This window comes from Aureivirga sp. CE67 (assembly GCF_015767245.1).
In the GTDB taxonomy this organism is placed as follows: Bacteria; Bacteroidota; Bacteroidia; order Flavobacteriales; family Flavobacteriaceae; genus Aureivirga.
Genome location: NZ_JADOTV010000001.1, coordinates 322,890 through 338,620, shown reverse-complemented (window position 1 = coordinate 338,620; position 15,731 = coordinate 322,890). Strand labels below are relative to the sequence as shown.

Annotated in this window: 12 protein-coding genes; 4 read left to right on the top strand and 8 right to left on the bottom strand. The window is 30.4% G+C overall.

The window, feature by feature from the left end; translation table 11 throughout:
• Positions 1-30 precede the first annotated feature (30 nt).
• The 3 genes from I0K12_RS01490 to I0K12_RS01480 all read right to left on the bottom strand — a co-directional run bounded on the left by I0K12_RS01490 (position 31) and on the right by I0K12_RS01480 (position 3,032).
• The gene (locus I0K12_RS01490; RefSeq protein WP_196885130.1) at positions 31-495 is read right to left on the bottom strand and encodes a YqaA family protein; all 465 of its coding nucleotides are present in this window, start codon (positions 493-495) and stop codon (positions 31-33) included.
• A 149-nt stretch (positions 496-644) separates the two neighbouring features.
• Positions 645-2,291: a SulP family inorganic anion transporter gene (locus I0K12_RS01485; protein ID WP_196885129.1), complete on the bottom strand. Its 1,647-nt coding sequence runs from the start codon at positions 2,289-2,291 to the stop codon at positions 645-647.
• Positions 2,292-2,447: 156 nt separating this feature from the next.
• Entirely contained in the window at positions 2,448-3,032 is a 585-nt protein-coding gene (locus I0K12_RS01480) for an NUDIX hydrolase (protein ID WP_196885128.1), read from the bottom strand.
• 7 nt (positions 3,033-3,039) lie between these two features.
• Between I0K12_RS01480 and pyrE the strand changes: the two genes are divergently transcribed.
• Together pyrE and I0K12_RS01470 are read left to right on the top strand one after the other, a co-directional pair.
• The gene (gene pyrE, locus I0K12_RS01475) at positions 3,040-3,681 is read left to right on the top strand and encodes an orotate phosphoribosyltransferase (RefSeq protein ID WP_196885127.1); all 642 of its coding nucleotides are present in this window, start codon (positions 3,040-3,042) and stop codon (positions 3,679-3,681) included.
• A gap of 17 nt (positions 3,682-3,698) precedes the next feature.
• Complete coding sequence (locus tag I0K12_RS01470; RefSeq protein WP_196885126.1) at positions 3,699-4,088, top strand: SRPBCC family protein; 390 nt, start codon at positions 3,699-3,701, stop codon at positions 4,086-4,088.
• 767 nt (positions 4,089-4,855) lie between these two features.
• Here I0K12_RS01470 and I0K12_RS01465 read toward each other — a convergent pair.
• The 4 genes from I0K12_RS01465 to porU are packed head-to-tail and all read right to left on the bottom strand — an operon-like array spanning position 4,856 to position 10,703.
• Complete coding sequence (locus tag I0K12_RS01465; RefSeq protein WP_196885125.1) at positions 4,856-5,254, bottom strand: group III truncated hemoglobin; 399 nt, start codon at positions 5,252-5,254, stop codon at positions 4,856-4,858.
• A 1-nt stretch (position 5,255) separates the two neighbouring features.
• Positions 5,256-5,738: a cytidine deaminase gene (gene cdd, locus I0K12_RS01460; RefSeq protein WP_196885124.1), complete on the bottom strand. Its 483-nt coding sequence runs from the start codon at positions 5,736-5,738 to the stop codon at positions 5,256-5,258.
• Positions 5,739-5,778: 40 nt separating this feature from the next.
• Complete coding sequence (gene porV / locus I0K12_RS01455) at positions 5,779-6,915, bottom strand: type IX secretion system outer membrane channel protein PorV (RefSeq protein ID WP_196885123.1); 1,137 nt, start codon at positions 6,913-6,915, stop codon at positions 5,779-5,781.
• A gap of 38 nt (positions 6,916-6,953) precedes the next feature.
• Positions 6,954-10,703 (bottom strand): type IX secretion system sortase PorU, encoded by a 3,750-nt coding sequence (gene porU / locus I0K12_RS01450; RefSeq protein WP_231372678.1) that lies wholly within the window; start codon positions 10,701-10,703, stop codon positions 6,954-6,956.
• Positions 10,704-11,345: 642 nt separating this feature from the next.
• Between porU and gldJ the strand changes: the two genes are divergently transcribed.
• A complete protein-coding gene (gldJ, locus tag I0K12_RS01445; protein WP_196885121.1) occupies positions 11,346-13,067 on the top strand; it encodes a gliding motility lipoprotein GldJ in 1,722 nt (573 codons plus the stop codon).
• 69 nt (positions 13,068-13,136) lie between these two features.
• Positions 13,137-14,432: a UDP-N-acetylmuramoyl-tripeptide--D-alanyl-D-alanine ligase gene (locus I0K12_RS01440; protein ID WP_196885120.1), complete on the top strand. Its 1,296-nt coding sequence runs from the start codon at positions 13,137-13,139 to the stop codon at positions 14,430-14,432.
• Here the strand turns inward: I0K12_RS01440 and I0K12_RS01435 are convergent.
• Entirely contained in the window at positions 14,427-15,278 is an 852-nt protein-coding gene (locus tag I0K12_RS01435) for an N-acetylglucosamine kinase (RefSeq protein WP_196885119.1), read from the bottom strand. The genes I0K12_RS01440 and I0K12_RS01435 overlap by 6 nt on opposite strands.
• Positions 15,279-15,731 lie beyond the last annotated feature (453 nt).

Here is a 15,731-nt window from a genome sequence, read left to right as displayed (position 1 = left end):
TCGTGTATTTATATAAAAAGATGCAAAATCTTATACCGCTTGGAATAAGAAAATTGCATAGACAAAAAATCTCACATATCGGAATAATCCTAGGATTAGAAGCCATCTAAACGAATAACCTGTAATACCTGAAATTAGTGTAACCATAGAAAATGGAATTGGTAATAATGCAGCAATTACAATAAAGAAACCTCCCCATTTTTTTAGGTTTGTGAAAAGTTCACTGTATTTCTTAGTTACCCAGAAATGTATTTTTGGAATATGCTCAATCTTCATTCCTATTGCATAAGCAATAATACCTCCTAAATAAGAAAGTGTTGCTAAGAAACCTACAAGTAACCAAGGATTGACTCCAATGCTTTCTCCTTGCGTTTTACTCCACATAATGAATAGATCAGGTGGAATAAGCCCAAGAACCGTCTCAGACGCTGTAAATATCACATAAACCAATGTATCAGAAACATTATCTACAATTAATTGAAAAATTTCTTTCATTGTGATAACAAATTTTTCAATAATGAAGAATATTCCTACAACAATAGCAACAACAATAAGTAGACTCTTTAAGTTTTTTCTTAAAAAAGTAAAAAGCCCAGTCCTTTTCAAATATTCATAGTATAATCTTAAAAATCTCATTTTCTTTTCTATATTTTTTTGGCAAATTCTTCCGGATCCGCTACTACATGATAACGTGGATCATCGATTGCCTCCATAATAATCTGATTAAATTTCATATTACTCTTACAAAGAAGTTCTTTACATTCTTCGCTCAAGTGTTTTAATTTTACTTCTTTTCCCGCTTTTTCATATTTTTCTACTAAATTATAGATAGCTTCGATTCCAGAATGATCGCTAATTCTTGATTCGATAAAATCAATTTCCACTTTTTCTGGATCGTTTTTAATATCAAATTTTTCGTTGAACGCCGTTACAGATCCAAAGAAAAGTGGTCCCCAAATTTCATACACCTTAGTACCATCTTCCTTGAAAACCTTACGAGCACGAATTCTTTTAGCATTTTCCCAAGCAAAAACTAATGCAGAAATGATAACTCCAGCAAATACCGCAATAGCAAGGTCAAAAATAACCGTGATTACAGAAACTGCAATTAAAACAAAAGCATCTGCCATAGGAATTTTACGAATAATACGTAAACTAGACCAAGCAAATGTTTCGATTACCATCATAAACATTACTCCAACTAAGGCAGCAATAGGAACTTGTTCGATTACTCCATCAGCAAACAAAATAAATGATAGCAAAGTAAGTGCCATCATGATTCCTGACAGTCTTCCACGTCCGTTTGAGTTGATATTAATCATCGTTTGCCCAATCATTCCACAACCACCAGTTCCTCCGAAAAGTCCACTAGTCACGTTTGCAACACCTTGTGCAATACATTCTTTATTTCCATCTCCTCTTGTTTCTGTTAATTCGTCTACTAAGTTCATTGTCATTAAAGACTCAATAAGACCAACACACGCTGCCAAAAAGGCATAAGGAAGAATAAAGTATAGAGTATCTAAATTAACAGGTAATTTATCCCAAAGTTCTGTATTGAAAGTAGGGAATGAACCTTTTAATCCTGTTCCTCCTCCTTCAATAATATAAGAACCAACAGTAGACACGTTTATATTTCCAAATTTTACAACCAAACTTGTAACCACAATTGCTGTAAGTGCAGCAGGAAGTTTCTTCGTAATTTTAGGTAAAACAAAAATAATCGCCATAGTAAGTAATACCAATCCAGCCATTGTATACAATTCTGTTCCATGCATCCAAACATCTTGGAATTTACCTAAAACATCAGGGTCTGTATTTGGAACCTTATGTTTAAACATATTCAATTGCGCAAGGAAAATTACAATTGCCAAACCATTTACGAAACCAAGCATCACAGGGTGAGGTATTAGACGAACAAAACGCCCAAGTTTGAAATATCCGGCAGCAATTTGTATAAGTCCCATCAAGATAACTGCTCCGAATAGATACAGGAATCCCATATTGTCAATTGGGTTTTCAAAAGCTAAACCTTTTGCATGTCCTTTTGCAATCATGTCAACAAAAATTACGGCAACTGCCCCAGCAGCTCCAGAAATTAGTCCTGGTCTACCTCCAAGGATTGCTGTAATAATTCCAACGATAAATGCACCGGTTAATGCTACAATTGGATCAATTTGTGCCACAAAAGCGAAAGCAACAACTTCCGGAACCATTGCCAAGGAAACCGTAATTCCTGCAAGAACATCATCTTTTGTGTTTGGCGTTATTTTTCTAATAAACTCTGTCATACCTTTATTCAAAATTCTTTACTCAAAAAGACTGCAAAAATACAGCTATTATTGTGAATAACAAAAGTATAGTTATAATTAAAACCAAGGAATAAAAGCGGGGTTTTAATAACTTGTTATTTAGATATTTATCAGTTTATTAACGATTAAAAAATATTATTCAAATAAAAGTCGAATGTTTGCATAGGTATTTTTCAATGCCGTTTCTTTTTGTGCAGAATTTTTAAAAATAACTTCTGTGATATCTTCTTCCAATTGTGGCGTAAGTTTCCCATCATAAGAAGATTTCATGTCAAACCAGTAGCTAATTTTTAATATTAATTTTTCTTTTCTTGAGAAAATATGGTAAGTAGTTTTGTTTTGGTTTAAAATTTCTAAACCTTCTATTCCACATTCTTCTTCAACCTCTCGGATTGCAGCTTCTTTTTGTGTTTCTCCTTTTTCAATTTTTCCTTTTGGTAAATCCCACTTATCGAATCTTTTGATAAATAAAATTTCATCTTTTTCATTTTTAACAATTCCGCCAGCAGCTTTCTCGATTTTAAAGAAACTCTGAAATAATTTCCAGTCTTTTTCTAGATTTTCGCAATAAAAAGTTGCTTCGATTGCTTCGTTGTTAAACATTTTTTGAATAACTTCATGAACATTATTTTCGTTCATGATTATCATGTCAGAATTTTCGGAATTTTTTACACTATCTGTCAAAATAATTGGATAGTCATTGACAAAAACTTTATACATTTGCATTATGATTTCGAACAAAGATACAGCAAAAAAAACAGCAGAACTATTATTGCAAATTAAAGCAATAAAATTACAACCGTCAGAGCCTTTTACTTGGGCTTCAGGATGGAAATCTCCAATTTATTGTGATAACAGAACAACTTTATCATTTCCCCCAATTCGCAACTATATTAGAGAAAACATCGCTAAAATAATTGAGGATACTTATGGTAAACCAGATGTGATTGCTGGTGTAGCTACAGGAGCAATTGCAATGGGAGTTTTGGTTGCTCAATTTTTAAATGTTCCTTTCGTATATGTTCGTCCTGAACCAAAAAAACACGGACGTCAGAATCAAGTGGAAGGATTTTTAGAAAAAGGAAGTAACGTTGTTGTGATTGAAGATTTAATCAGCACAGGGAAAAGTAGTTTAAATGCCGTAGAAGCACTTCGTAATGAAGGAGCAACAGTTAAAGGTATGGTAGCTATTTTTTCTTATGGATTTGATATTGCTAAAACGAATTTTAAAGAAGCTAATGTAGAACTTACAACATTGAGCGATTATGACCATTTATTAGAATTGGCAAATGATAATCACTACATTAATTCTGAAGAAAAAGAAGCTTTAACAAAATGGAGATTTAGTCCAAGTACTTGGAATCAATAATTTTTTAAAAAGCAATTATGGAATTACAAACTAAAAAAATTACGGCTCAAAAAAGTCAAGAAGAGATTTTTAACTTTTTGACAGATTTAAAAAACTTTGAGCAATTAATGCCTGAAAATATCGAGAAATTTGAGGTAGATGGAGATTCTTTTCTTTTTTGTTTGAAAGGGATGCCAGAAATTCGTTTAGTATTAAATGAACAAACTCCAAATGAAAAGATTGTTTTAGGAGCAGCAAGCAGTAAACTTTCTTTTTCTTTAATAGGAGCTATTGAAAGTGTGGATGCAAATTCAAGTGATGTTCAATTATTCTTCAAAGGAGATTTTAATCCGATGATGGCGATGATGGTAAAGAAGCCACTTCAAAAATTCATGGATGTATTAATTGAAAATATTGAAAAGCTATAAAGCGTTATTTTTAATAGAAAAAAAAGAGGTTGTCTGTAATGGGCAACCTCTTTTTGATTAAAAAAATATTTATTTAGTTTTAATTGCTTGTATTTTAAGACTTACGTAATTAAATTAATACTCTATAATTAGAAGAATAGAGGTTTACTTATTTTGAAAGGTAGGTCATCTTTTATGTAAAAAGAAAGACTGCATGATTTTTGCTGATTATGAAATTTTAAAGATTAGCTGAATTTATAATTAGTGTAGAAATTGAATCATAAATTGTTGAGTTAAAAAAGATGGTCGGGGGTGTTAATTAAAATAAATAGTTGAGGATATGAAAAATACTTTTTATAAAAAAATATAAACAAATAGGTTACGACTTAATAAAAACTTAATATATCACACTAGATATTGTAAAGGAATATAAAATGTGATGGCTATTATGATAAATTATATGACCGACCATCTTAACTTGTTGTAAAGGTATGTAATAATGATTTTTGAATGCAAATAACTGAAAGTGTTTAACTTATGTTTAACTTTCTTTAAGAATTACTAATGAAAATATCGTGGATTTTTTAAGTATTTTATATGTAATCTTTCAATGAAATATAAAAAAGAAGATTTAGATTACTTATTTGTAAGAATATTTTTTTTGTCAATTTATTTTCAAAATCAACAGATTATTTGAGAAGAAAAATATAAATCTGAAGAAATTAAATAGGATAAAATCGATTAAAAATAAAAAACCTCCTAATCTGAGATAGAGTAGGAGGTTTTTGTTATTTTTTTTCTTTTTGATCTCTAATTTGAGAAACTTTAATTTCCATTACAGTTGCAATAGAAGTTGCTCGATTTTTGATGATATGTGCATTTTCACCTTCGAAATTTTCATCAACTGTTTGTTTGAAAAAATCCAACCATTTTTGAAAATGTTTACGTTCAAACGGAAATTGTTTATTTTTTTCTAAATGAGGTTGCATTGCATTTTTCTTGTAGGTATTAGAGTAGAATAAAATATTATCCCAAAAATCTACCAAGACTTGCAAATGCTCTTCTAAAGAATCATTTTCTACAATCTCAGAAAAAAAATGATGCATTTCTGCATCATTTAATAGTTTTTTATAGAATTGACTTACTATAAGGTATAAATCTTCTCTATTTTGAATGTCTTTTTTCATCTTACAAAAAAGCTTTTCCAAAAGCAATTGGAACTAAATCTGTTAAAGAATTTGTCTTATAAATTTCTCCTTCAGCTCCCATAAAATACACTTCCATCGGTGCGTTTTGTTTTTGTTCGTATTCTAAAAGCGTTTGTCTACATCCTCCACAAGGTGCAACAGGAGTAGTGTTTTTAGATTTTCTTGATGTCGCTGTTAATACGATTTTCAGGATTTTTTCATCTGGATATTCTGAAGAAGCTTTCCAAACAGCTACTCTTTCAGCACAAATTCCAGAAGGATAAGCTGCATTTTCTTGATTATTTCCTGTAATCACCTCTCCATTTTCCAATAATAAAGCCGCGCCTACTTCAAAATCCGAATAAGGTGCATAAGCAATTTTTCTTGCTTCTACAGCCTTGTTCATCAGCTCTTTTACATCATTTGGTAGCTCATCTACATTCTCAAAAACCGTAACCGAAGTTGTGATTTGTATTTGTTTCATCGTCTATACAATTTATAGAACAAATTTACTAATCTTTTCTTTAATCTTCGTAAGAGTTACCGAAATTAAATGCTATAGAGAATCTTAGCGTATTTTCTAATGGATTTGCAACATCTCCTGCGTTTACTAAGTAGGATAAATCAAGATTTGTAGATTTAAATTTAAATCCTAATCCCGTTGTAAAAAATTGTCTAGCTCCTTTTAATTCATTTTCGTGGAAATATCCAGCTCTTAATAAGAATAACTCATCATAAGAATATTCAGCAGCAACACCATAAGTGATTTCTTTCAACTCTTCGCTAAATCCTCCTGGAGCATCTCCAAATGATTTAATGATTCCTTCGAAAAATCCAGTATCATCATATTTTGTTGGATCAGCTGGATCTGGAGTTGGTACTAATAATTTATTAGCTTCTAAACTAATTCCAATTGTGTTATAGCTATCTAAGATAAAGTCAAAACCTGCACCTAACTTTAAATTAGCTGGCATAAAGCTTTCTTGACCTCCATCTACATAAGAAACTTTTGGTCCAATATCTGAAATATTAAATCCTCCTCTAATACGTCCGTTGAAATCTCCTAAGTGCATCTCATCAGATTGGTAGTACCCTGAAACTCCAACTGTAAATGTATTAACAGCTTTTATTTCGTTTCCTTGCGTTAATTGTACACCTAAATCCGAACGAACATATTTTAATTCAACCCCCATACTATACTTTTCACTCAACTTAAGAGCGTAAGCACCACTAAGAGCTAATTCGTTCATTTTGGATGTTCCTTGAGGAGCACCAATATTATCTGTTAATTGGATTTCTCCTAAATTGAAATATCTTAAACCTGCAGACCAAGCAGATCTTTCATTAATTCTATTTCCGAAAGCAATAGCTCCTACGAAAATATCATCTGTTAATTCTCTTAACCAAGGAGTATAGTTAACTCCTACAGCAAACTGATCTTTTAAGAAAGCATATTTTGCTGGATTATGAAACTGAGATTGTGCATCTGCTGAAGTTGTAGCACCAACATCTCCCATACCTCCAGCTCTTGCGTCAGGAGTAATTAATAAAAATGGTGCTGCAGTTGTAATTGGATTTGGTTCTTTATTAGTATCTATTTCTTGTGAAAATAATTTTCCTCCAAGGATAGATAATGCTGTGAATAATAATATTTTTTTCATTTAGTAAATTGATTTAATCTTAACAAATATCTAATTTTTTATTGAAGTATCACTAGTTTTTCATATTTCTCTGCAGAACTACCGTCTTCCAGTGATTTAACTTTAAGTTTGTATACATAAACACCCTTTCCTATTTTATCTCCAAAATCATCTAAACCATCCCAAGTGATAGATCGAGCCAAGAAACCATCTGTTTGAATTACTTGATTGATAGTTTTTACTAATTTTCCAGTAACTGTAAATATTTGTACTTGAGTTTCTAATTGTTCATTTGGCCTATTATGTGTGAACCAAAACTCTGTATAGTTTACAAATGGGTTTGGATAATTCAAAACATTAGTTAAAGAAAGGTTAACGTCTTGTGTCACCACAAAATTCAACGAAGCTTCGTTCGAATTATTATATGTATCCCAAACTTTTAATGTTAAAGTATGTGGTCCTGGGTCTAAATCTTTGAAAGGATATCTAACACGTCCTTCTTTATAACTGTCTAATTCCGTTTCATAAAAATCATTCAAGATGATAGGGTTATTCTGATCTCCATCAATAAAAGCAACAATATCATGATCTACTGCAGTAAATGATGTATTGATTCCGTTTTCATCTTCTAGTAAAGCCAAAAATAATGGACTTTGATTTGTTGTTCCTCCACTTACAAAGCTTTCGTCGTTCATGAAAAGTTTAATTTGAGGTCCTTCATTATCTTCAGGTGCATTTTCATCCACACCTCCAACAATAACATCTAAATTATACCCAGTTTTATCTTCTTGATTATTATGAGCATAGAAACTTAGTTTTCCTGTTCCTTCAGAAATTTTAATATCTTTTGGTACAATAAATTCTAAATTGAATTTTCCATTTTGAACAGAAACTTTTCCAGTAAATATTTTACTTTCAATTGCTTCATATTCCATAAAAATATCATGTTGATCATTGTCTAACGTTGTTTTTGCTAAAGCTTTATCATAAATAGTAGCATAAAGTTCTCCATTAAAATCAGACAAAATATTTCCATTTTCATCTGTTACAATTCCTTCGAATTTTGGATGTGAAAGAGCTTTTAAAGTATCGAACTCTTCATCAATGTTTTTTCCATTTAATTTTGTAATACGAATATCTGTTTTAGGAACTGCCAGTTTCATCGCAGGATCCCCAATGAAATACGTATAATATCTTTCTGAGTATGTATAACTGTTTTTAGAAGCAATTAAAGCTTCAGAAATAGTGTAATCGTTTTCTTCTATTTGTGTTAGTTTATCAACAATTCGTTCATTTAAAATTCTCCCTGCCGGTTCAGAGATAGAACGAGTTGTAGTAATCATAGTTGTAGCACCTCCATTTTTATTCCAAAAAGTGAATTCTCCAGCAGTGTTTCTTTCAGGGTCATCAAATTTAGTGAACTCACAAGTAATAGTAATAAATAAAGGAAATGTAGTTGGATTTTCTAAATTGTTTGAATCCGTTATTTCTAGAATTCTCTCATGTGCCCATCCGTCTTCACCACCATGACCGAAATAATTGATAAATAAATTTCCCTTTTCAACAGCATCTGTTATGGCTTTGTTTACATCAGGGTACCTCTCTCCACCAGAAGAAATTTCTTGTTTATAACTATCAGCGTATATTTTTTTAATATTAAATTGTGGTTTTTGAAGGCTAATTTTTTTTGCAATTAATTCTTGACTTCCTTGTAAACGATCTTCCCAATTAGGATCGTCAATATCATCAGCAACTAAAGTGATGTCATTTCTCCATTTTCCAAAAGCTTCTACACTATAATATTTTAAAGTTTTGTCCACACTGTTTTTAGCATCTTCTACTGTTGTTACTAAAAATCTACCTGAAGCTACATCAATTTGATCATTTTTAGATAATCTTCCTTCTGAATCAACCGTTCCTTCATCATCATCTAACATTGCATAATAATCATCAGAAATATAAGTATTAGAGCTGAAGCTTTCCGTAGATTCAAATGAAGGTACGATATTATTGTTGTTCGGAATACGATCTTTATAATCATAACTTGCATCTCCAAAAAGACATAAATATTTTAGTTTATTCGTTCCATTATTATTTTCATATAAGAATTTTACAAAATCACGAATTCCTGTAATATCAGGAGAACCTGAAGAAAATTCATTATAAATCTGATGAAGAGGAACCACAATAGTACTTAAGTTACTATTTGTATTATGATGATTTGCTAATCTTTCTGCTTGTCCTACAAGTTCTTTAGAAGTAATTATTAAATAATCAATATTTTCTAAACTATGTAGGTTCTGATTTGCAACTTGTGGGTTATCAATCGGTGTAGGTAAGTAATAATCATCGTTTTCTAAAGCAACATATTCTTTAAGAGAATTTCCATTAGCTTTAAAACTTGTAGTACTTCCTGATTTATTGATAGGAACTAAACGAGGGTTTATATTATCTGAAACTTCCCAAACTGCAGTAATGTTATTTCCATTTTGTATTTGGAAGTTTACAACTCCATTCGTGTTTTTTGCTTCAAAACTTCGGAAAGAAAATTGTTTTCCGATACTTTGTAAATTTTTAAGACCAGAAATTTCAATATAATCTAAATATCCTCTGGCAGATGGATTTCCTCCATTTCTATATTCTATTGCAACAGAAACAGAATTTCCACTAGTACTGATATTTTTACTATTAACTTTTTCTCTTGCATAAATATTAGAAGTAGTACTCCCAAAACTTAAACTAAAAAGACTTTGATCATTTGCTTTGATTCTAGCTTGCGTACTGTTAGGAGCTTGAGATACCATCGCTACTCGAACTCTTACATCATTTACAATGTTTGAAAAAGGAATATTAAAAGTTTGATTGTCTTCTATATTAAATGGTTCTCCTAACCATACTGTTCCTAATGCTGCAATATTATAATTTTCTTTTTCATAAAAAGTAAAATCATAAAAAGAAGAAATAGTAGTAGAAGCATTCTGAGTTATTTCAGGTAAAGTTGTGATTCTTTTTCCTTGTCCTTGATCTACTGTGATAAAATAATAAGCAAAATCAGAATAAATATTTTGTTTATGGTTTGAAGAAATAAAAGCTTCATTTTCTTCTGTTTCCGCTATTTCTGTATGTTTCCAATTATGTGGACCCTGTGCATAAAATAAAACGTAGTCTTCATTATTAAAAACTCCATCATTTTCTCCACTTACAAAAATGGCATTTTCTTGAAGATCATCATGTCTAAAATCCCCAACAGTATTAGGAAGCATGTTTCCACCATTTCCATAAATACGAATATTTTTAGGATCTACACCACTTAAATTGATTCCTAAACCTTCGATAAATCCTTTGTCAAGTTTAAAAACTCCTGAAGTATCAATAGCGAATTTATACCAATTTCCATTTGCTAAAACAGAATTAGAAGTATTTGAGTTTCGATAATTTCTTTGTCTTTTACCTTTCAATTTATATTCAATAGAAAAAGAGGTGATTTTTTTATAAACTCCATTTTGTTTAACAATCGGAGTTAAATTGAAAATAAGATAAGTTTCGTTTCTTCGGTTTTTACAAACTAATTCGTAAGATGCTTTTTCAGGAATTTTATTTAAATCTACATTACCTAAACTTTTTGGGTCAATAGTTTGGTAAGAGATATTTGATAAAGAAGCTTCGTCTACTTCCTGATTTGCTGCAACTTTCCATTGCTTAAAATAATTAGGAAGAAAATCTGAATCAACAGAAAAACCTTTAACGATTGAGGTTCTGAAACTAAAATTATTAGAATAGGTAACTTGATAATTATCTTGCCACTCCAAGTTAATATCTTTTTTTTCAAAGTTTTGACCAAAAGTCAATTGAAGCATTGAAAAAAACAGTACAAGTAAAAAAAATCTTTTGTTTATCATAGTAAAGCAAACGAAAAAAAAACAATCTTATTATTAGTTAATAACTAAATTAATATTGAAATATTTTCACCTAAAGAGCTAGGGAAAACATGTTATTTAATTAAATCATTGCAAATATATATTTATTATTAAATTTTTTATACCTATAAATTGAAATACCTATAAAAAATCTATTTAGGCTATTTCTGTAAAATGTTTTCTTTGTTTTTAAAAGAAATATAATTAGGATAAAAATCTTTTAGTAAGAAATTAACAAGCTAAAAATAAATTAAAAAATAAGTTGAAATCCTAGTATTTATGCATTTTTGAAGGCTGATATTTATTTTGAATAATAAAAAAATACTATTTATTTAAAAAATTAGCATATACGAAATTAGCAATAAAATCGTTAAATAAATATGGAACAATTTACATAATAAAGAATTTATTGAATCGTTATTAACTATATAAATGTTAATTTTTTTTACATTTTATTAAGATAAATTCTTGGAAAAAAATTTTTTTAGTGTAAATTGCGCTACTTATAATAAAACCTTAAATGTTGAAATGAATATGAAAAATTTAGTTGGAAGATCGAAATTACTTCTAGCAGTTGTTTTGGCAGCATCGCTATTCAGCTGTAAAAGTAAAGAGAATTCTGGTAATAACAGTACTTCATTGACTGGGTGGACCACTAAGGATAAACAAAATGGTGGATTCTCAACTCACAAAAATTACAAAGGACAAGAAACTCCTCCAGGGATGGTTCTTATCGAAGGAGGTACATTTACAATGGGTTCTGTTCAGGATGACGTAATGTTTGACTGGAACACAACTCCAGTACAACAGCAAGTTCGTTCATTCTATATGGATGAAGCCGAAGTAACAAATGCAGAATACTTATTCTACTTAGAATGGTTAGAAATAGTATTCCCGCCATCAGAAGAAAATTATAAACACATTTACAAGTCTGCATTACCTGATACTTTAGTATGGAGACATGTATTAGGATTCAACGAATTATTAACTGAAAACTACTTAAGACACCCATCTTATGCGGATTATCCAGTAGTTGGAGTTAGTTGGATTCAAGCAAACCAATACTGTAAATGGAGAACGGACCGTGTGAACGAAAAAATCTTAATGGACAAAGGTTTATTAGATGATTTATATGGAGGAGACTCTATGAAAGTTCAAGGGAAAAACCACTTCGTTACAGAAACTTATTTAGCAAACCCAAAGATGTTATTTGACGGAGATTCTACTATTTACAAAAAAGGATTACCATCAAACAAAAAACTTAAGAAAAGACCTGCTAAAGGATCTTTCGTAGGAAGACATGCTAAAGTTTCAGATGGAGTATTATCTACTTCATTCCGTTTACCAACAGAAGCAGAATGGGAATATGCTGCTAAATCTTTAGTAGAATCAAGAGAGTATAACATCGTTAAGGAAAGAAAGAAATTTGCTTGGGGTGGAAAATATACAAGAAATAAAAATAGAAGAGGACACGGAGATCAGTTAGCCAACTTTAAGCAATATAAAGGAGATTATTCTGGACGTGCAGAGTGGAGTTCGGATGAGGCAGATATTACACAAAGAGTAAAATTCTACCCTCCAAATGCATTCGGATTATATGATATGTCAGGAAACGTAGCTGAATGGGTTGCTGATGTTTACCGTCCAATTATTGATGGTGAAGCAAGTGACTTCAACTACTTCCGTGGAAACATTTTCACTAAGAAAGAAATTGATGATGAAGGTAAAGTAGTAATGGTAGACTACGAAAACATGGAGTATGATACTTTAGATAACGGAAAAATCGTTGCTAAAGATATTCCTGGAGCTTTAAAGTATGTACCAGTTACTAAAGATGATGCTTACATGAGAAATAACTATGAGAAGTCTTACAACGTAGATGTTGAAGATGGAGACTTAGCTTCTACTAAGCACTATGACAAAACTGAAGAGGACTTCAAAGGAGAAGGAAAGGCTATGCCTAGAATGTATAACCACCCAATCATTCCTAGTGAAGTTGACGAAGAAGGACAAAGATCTCACGTTTACGATAAAGAAAAGAGAAATACTTTAATCTCTGATCAATCAAGAGTAATTAAAGGAGGATCTTGGAAAGATAGAGAGTATTGGTTAGATCCAGGACAAAGAAGATTCTTACCTGAGTATATGGCTGATAACTATATCGGATTCCGTTGTGCTACAGACCGTTTAGGACCAATGTCTAAGACAAGTAAAACTCCTTATCACCAAGGAACTAAAGGACCTAACAAGAAATAATATTTAGAATTTTTCAATTCATTCAAAAAAAGCCTTACAAAACGTAAGGCTTTTTTTATTTTTGTTATTATGAGAATAGAAGAGCTTTACCAATTATATAAAGAGAGTTTTCTGGTGGACACGGATACTAGAAAAATTCGAGAGAATAGTATTTATTTTGCTTTAAAAGGAGAAAATTTCAATGGAAATAAGTTTGCAATAGAAGCTTTGGAAAAAGGAGCTTCTTATGCTGTTGTTGATGAAAAAGAATACGCTTCTTCTGATAAAACAATATTAGTAGATAATGTTTTGGAGACACTTCAGATGCTTGCAACTTATCATCGAGAGCAATTAAAAATCCCGATTATAGGTCTAACAGGTAGTAATGGAAAAACTACTTCTAAAGAATTAATCAATGCTGTTTTATCTGAAAAATATAAGACACATGCTACTATAGGAAATTTAAACAATCATATTGGTGTTCCTCTTACACTTCTTCAAATGACTCCAGAAATTAAGCTTGGAATTGTTGAAATGGGAGCGAATCATCAAAAAGAAATAGATTTCTTGTGTAGAATAGCAAAACCAAATTTTGGATATATTACAAATTTTGGAAAAGCACATCTTGAAGGGTTTGGTGGTTTAGAAGGTGTTGTTAAAGGGAAAACAGAACTTTATAGATATATCAAAGAAACGAATGGACTTTTGTTTGTAAATAGTTCTATTGAAAGACAAATGAAAGAATCAGAAGGAATAGAAAGAATATTATTTGGTTCTGAAAACGATCTTCCAAAGACGATTTTTAAAGAACTGACTCCATTTGTGAAATTGGAGCTAGAAGGTGTAGAAATTCAAAGTAATTTGATTGGAATCTATAATTATACAAATATTGCAGCGGCTATTTCTATTGGACATTATTTTAAAGTTGAAAATTCTTTAATGAAAACAGCTATTGAAAAATATGTTCCTACAAACAATCGTTCTCAAATTCTTGAAATCAATGGAAATCAAATTATTCTTGATGCTTATAATGCAAATCCTTCTAGTATGAAAGTTGCTTTGGAGAATTTTTCTATGTTAAATGGAAGTTCAAAAATTGTTTTTCTAGGAGATATGTTTGAAGTAGGAGAGACGTCAGCAGAAGAGCATGAAGAGATTTTAAAACAAATTTCTGAGTATAATTTTGAAAAAATATTTTTACTGGGAAAACATTTTTCGGGTACAAAATTGTCTTCAGAAAATATTTTTAAATATGAGGATTTTGATAGTTTTAAAACTAAAAATAGAGAGCTTTTATCAACATTAGAAAATAAATTAATATTGATAAAAGGTTCTAGAGGTATGGCTTTAGAAAGAATTATTCCTTTAATTAAAAATGAATTATAACAATTCGTTTTTATGATAAGTGATTAAATCATCAATTGGACTTTGAATAACTCCTGCTACTTCAAGATTGTATTTGCTAGCAACAGTTTCCAACACATCTTGAAAATAATAAGCAATAGAACCAATGAAATAAATTGGAACTAAATGTGCATGAGTATAAGGAAGAATTCTACACATAAAGAAGTTTTCAAAACCGTCTAACATTATTTGTTTAATGTAGGAGTTTTCAATATGTTCGAATAAAAACTTAGAAAAAGAAGCTAAATAAGCATTCGGGTCTGGAAGGCTGTAAAGATTATATTTGATAAAATCAGCATCTAGGTTATAAGCTTGTTCAAACTTTTCGGCAATTTCTTTTGGCATTCGATGATAATAATAATCACAAATTAATTGTTTTCCAAAATAATTTCCACTGGCTTCGTCCATCAAAATATATCCTAGAGACTTTGCATTTTGCTCTACATTTTCCCCATCAAAATAACAACTGTTAGATCCTGTTCCTAAAATACAAACAATCGATTTTTGCCCTTGAGATGCTGCATAAACTGCTCCTAGCATATCATCTCCAATAACAATTTCAGCATTATAATAAACACCCTTTAATATTTCATTCAAAACAGATTTTGGAGTATCCGTACCACAACCAGCACCGTAGAAGAATACTTTTTTGACAAGTTCTCGATCTTTTACTAATTGAAAATCATTTACGATTCTACTCTCAATTATTTCTCTAGAAAATACGGTTGGGTTTAATCCTGCTGTGCGTAAGCGGAAAATCTCTTCTTTTTCGTCATTTAAAGCAATCCAATCTACTTTAGTTGAACCTCCTTCTGCTATTAAAATCATATTTAAAAATTTTATCTGGAAATGAAATATGATCCAAATAGAAAAATTATCTTATTTCAATTTGGGATTTATTTATTTTTCGTAAAGATACTTTTTTATCGTAGTTCTCAATTTAAGAACACTATTTTTTTATTATAATTTTAGGAAGAAAAGTAGAAGTTTTTAAAAATAGTCTTAAAGTTTGAATGTTTTTAACAATAGATTTTATGTGAAATTTCGTCTTCAAGTTAAAAATGAAAAATATTCTATTGATTTTCTTTTGTTTAAAATGAACTGAATCAAATTTATCTGATAATGAAAGAAAAAATAAGTATAGTCTAAGTTAAGGTTAAAATTTATTACAAGTCAGTGATAAACATGGATTAAACGAATTTTGATTGAAAAAGTTTAATTTAGTTCCATAAAACCCTTGTGAAAGAAAATAATTCTACCTCAATTTTTCGTATTTTCGCC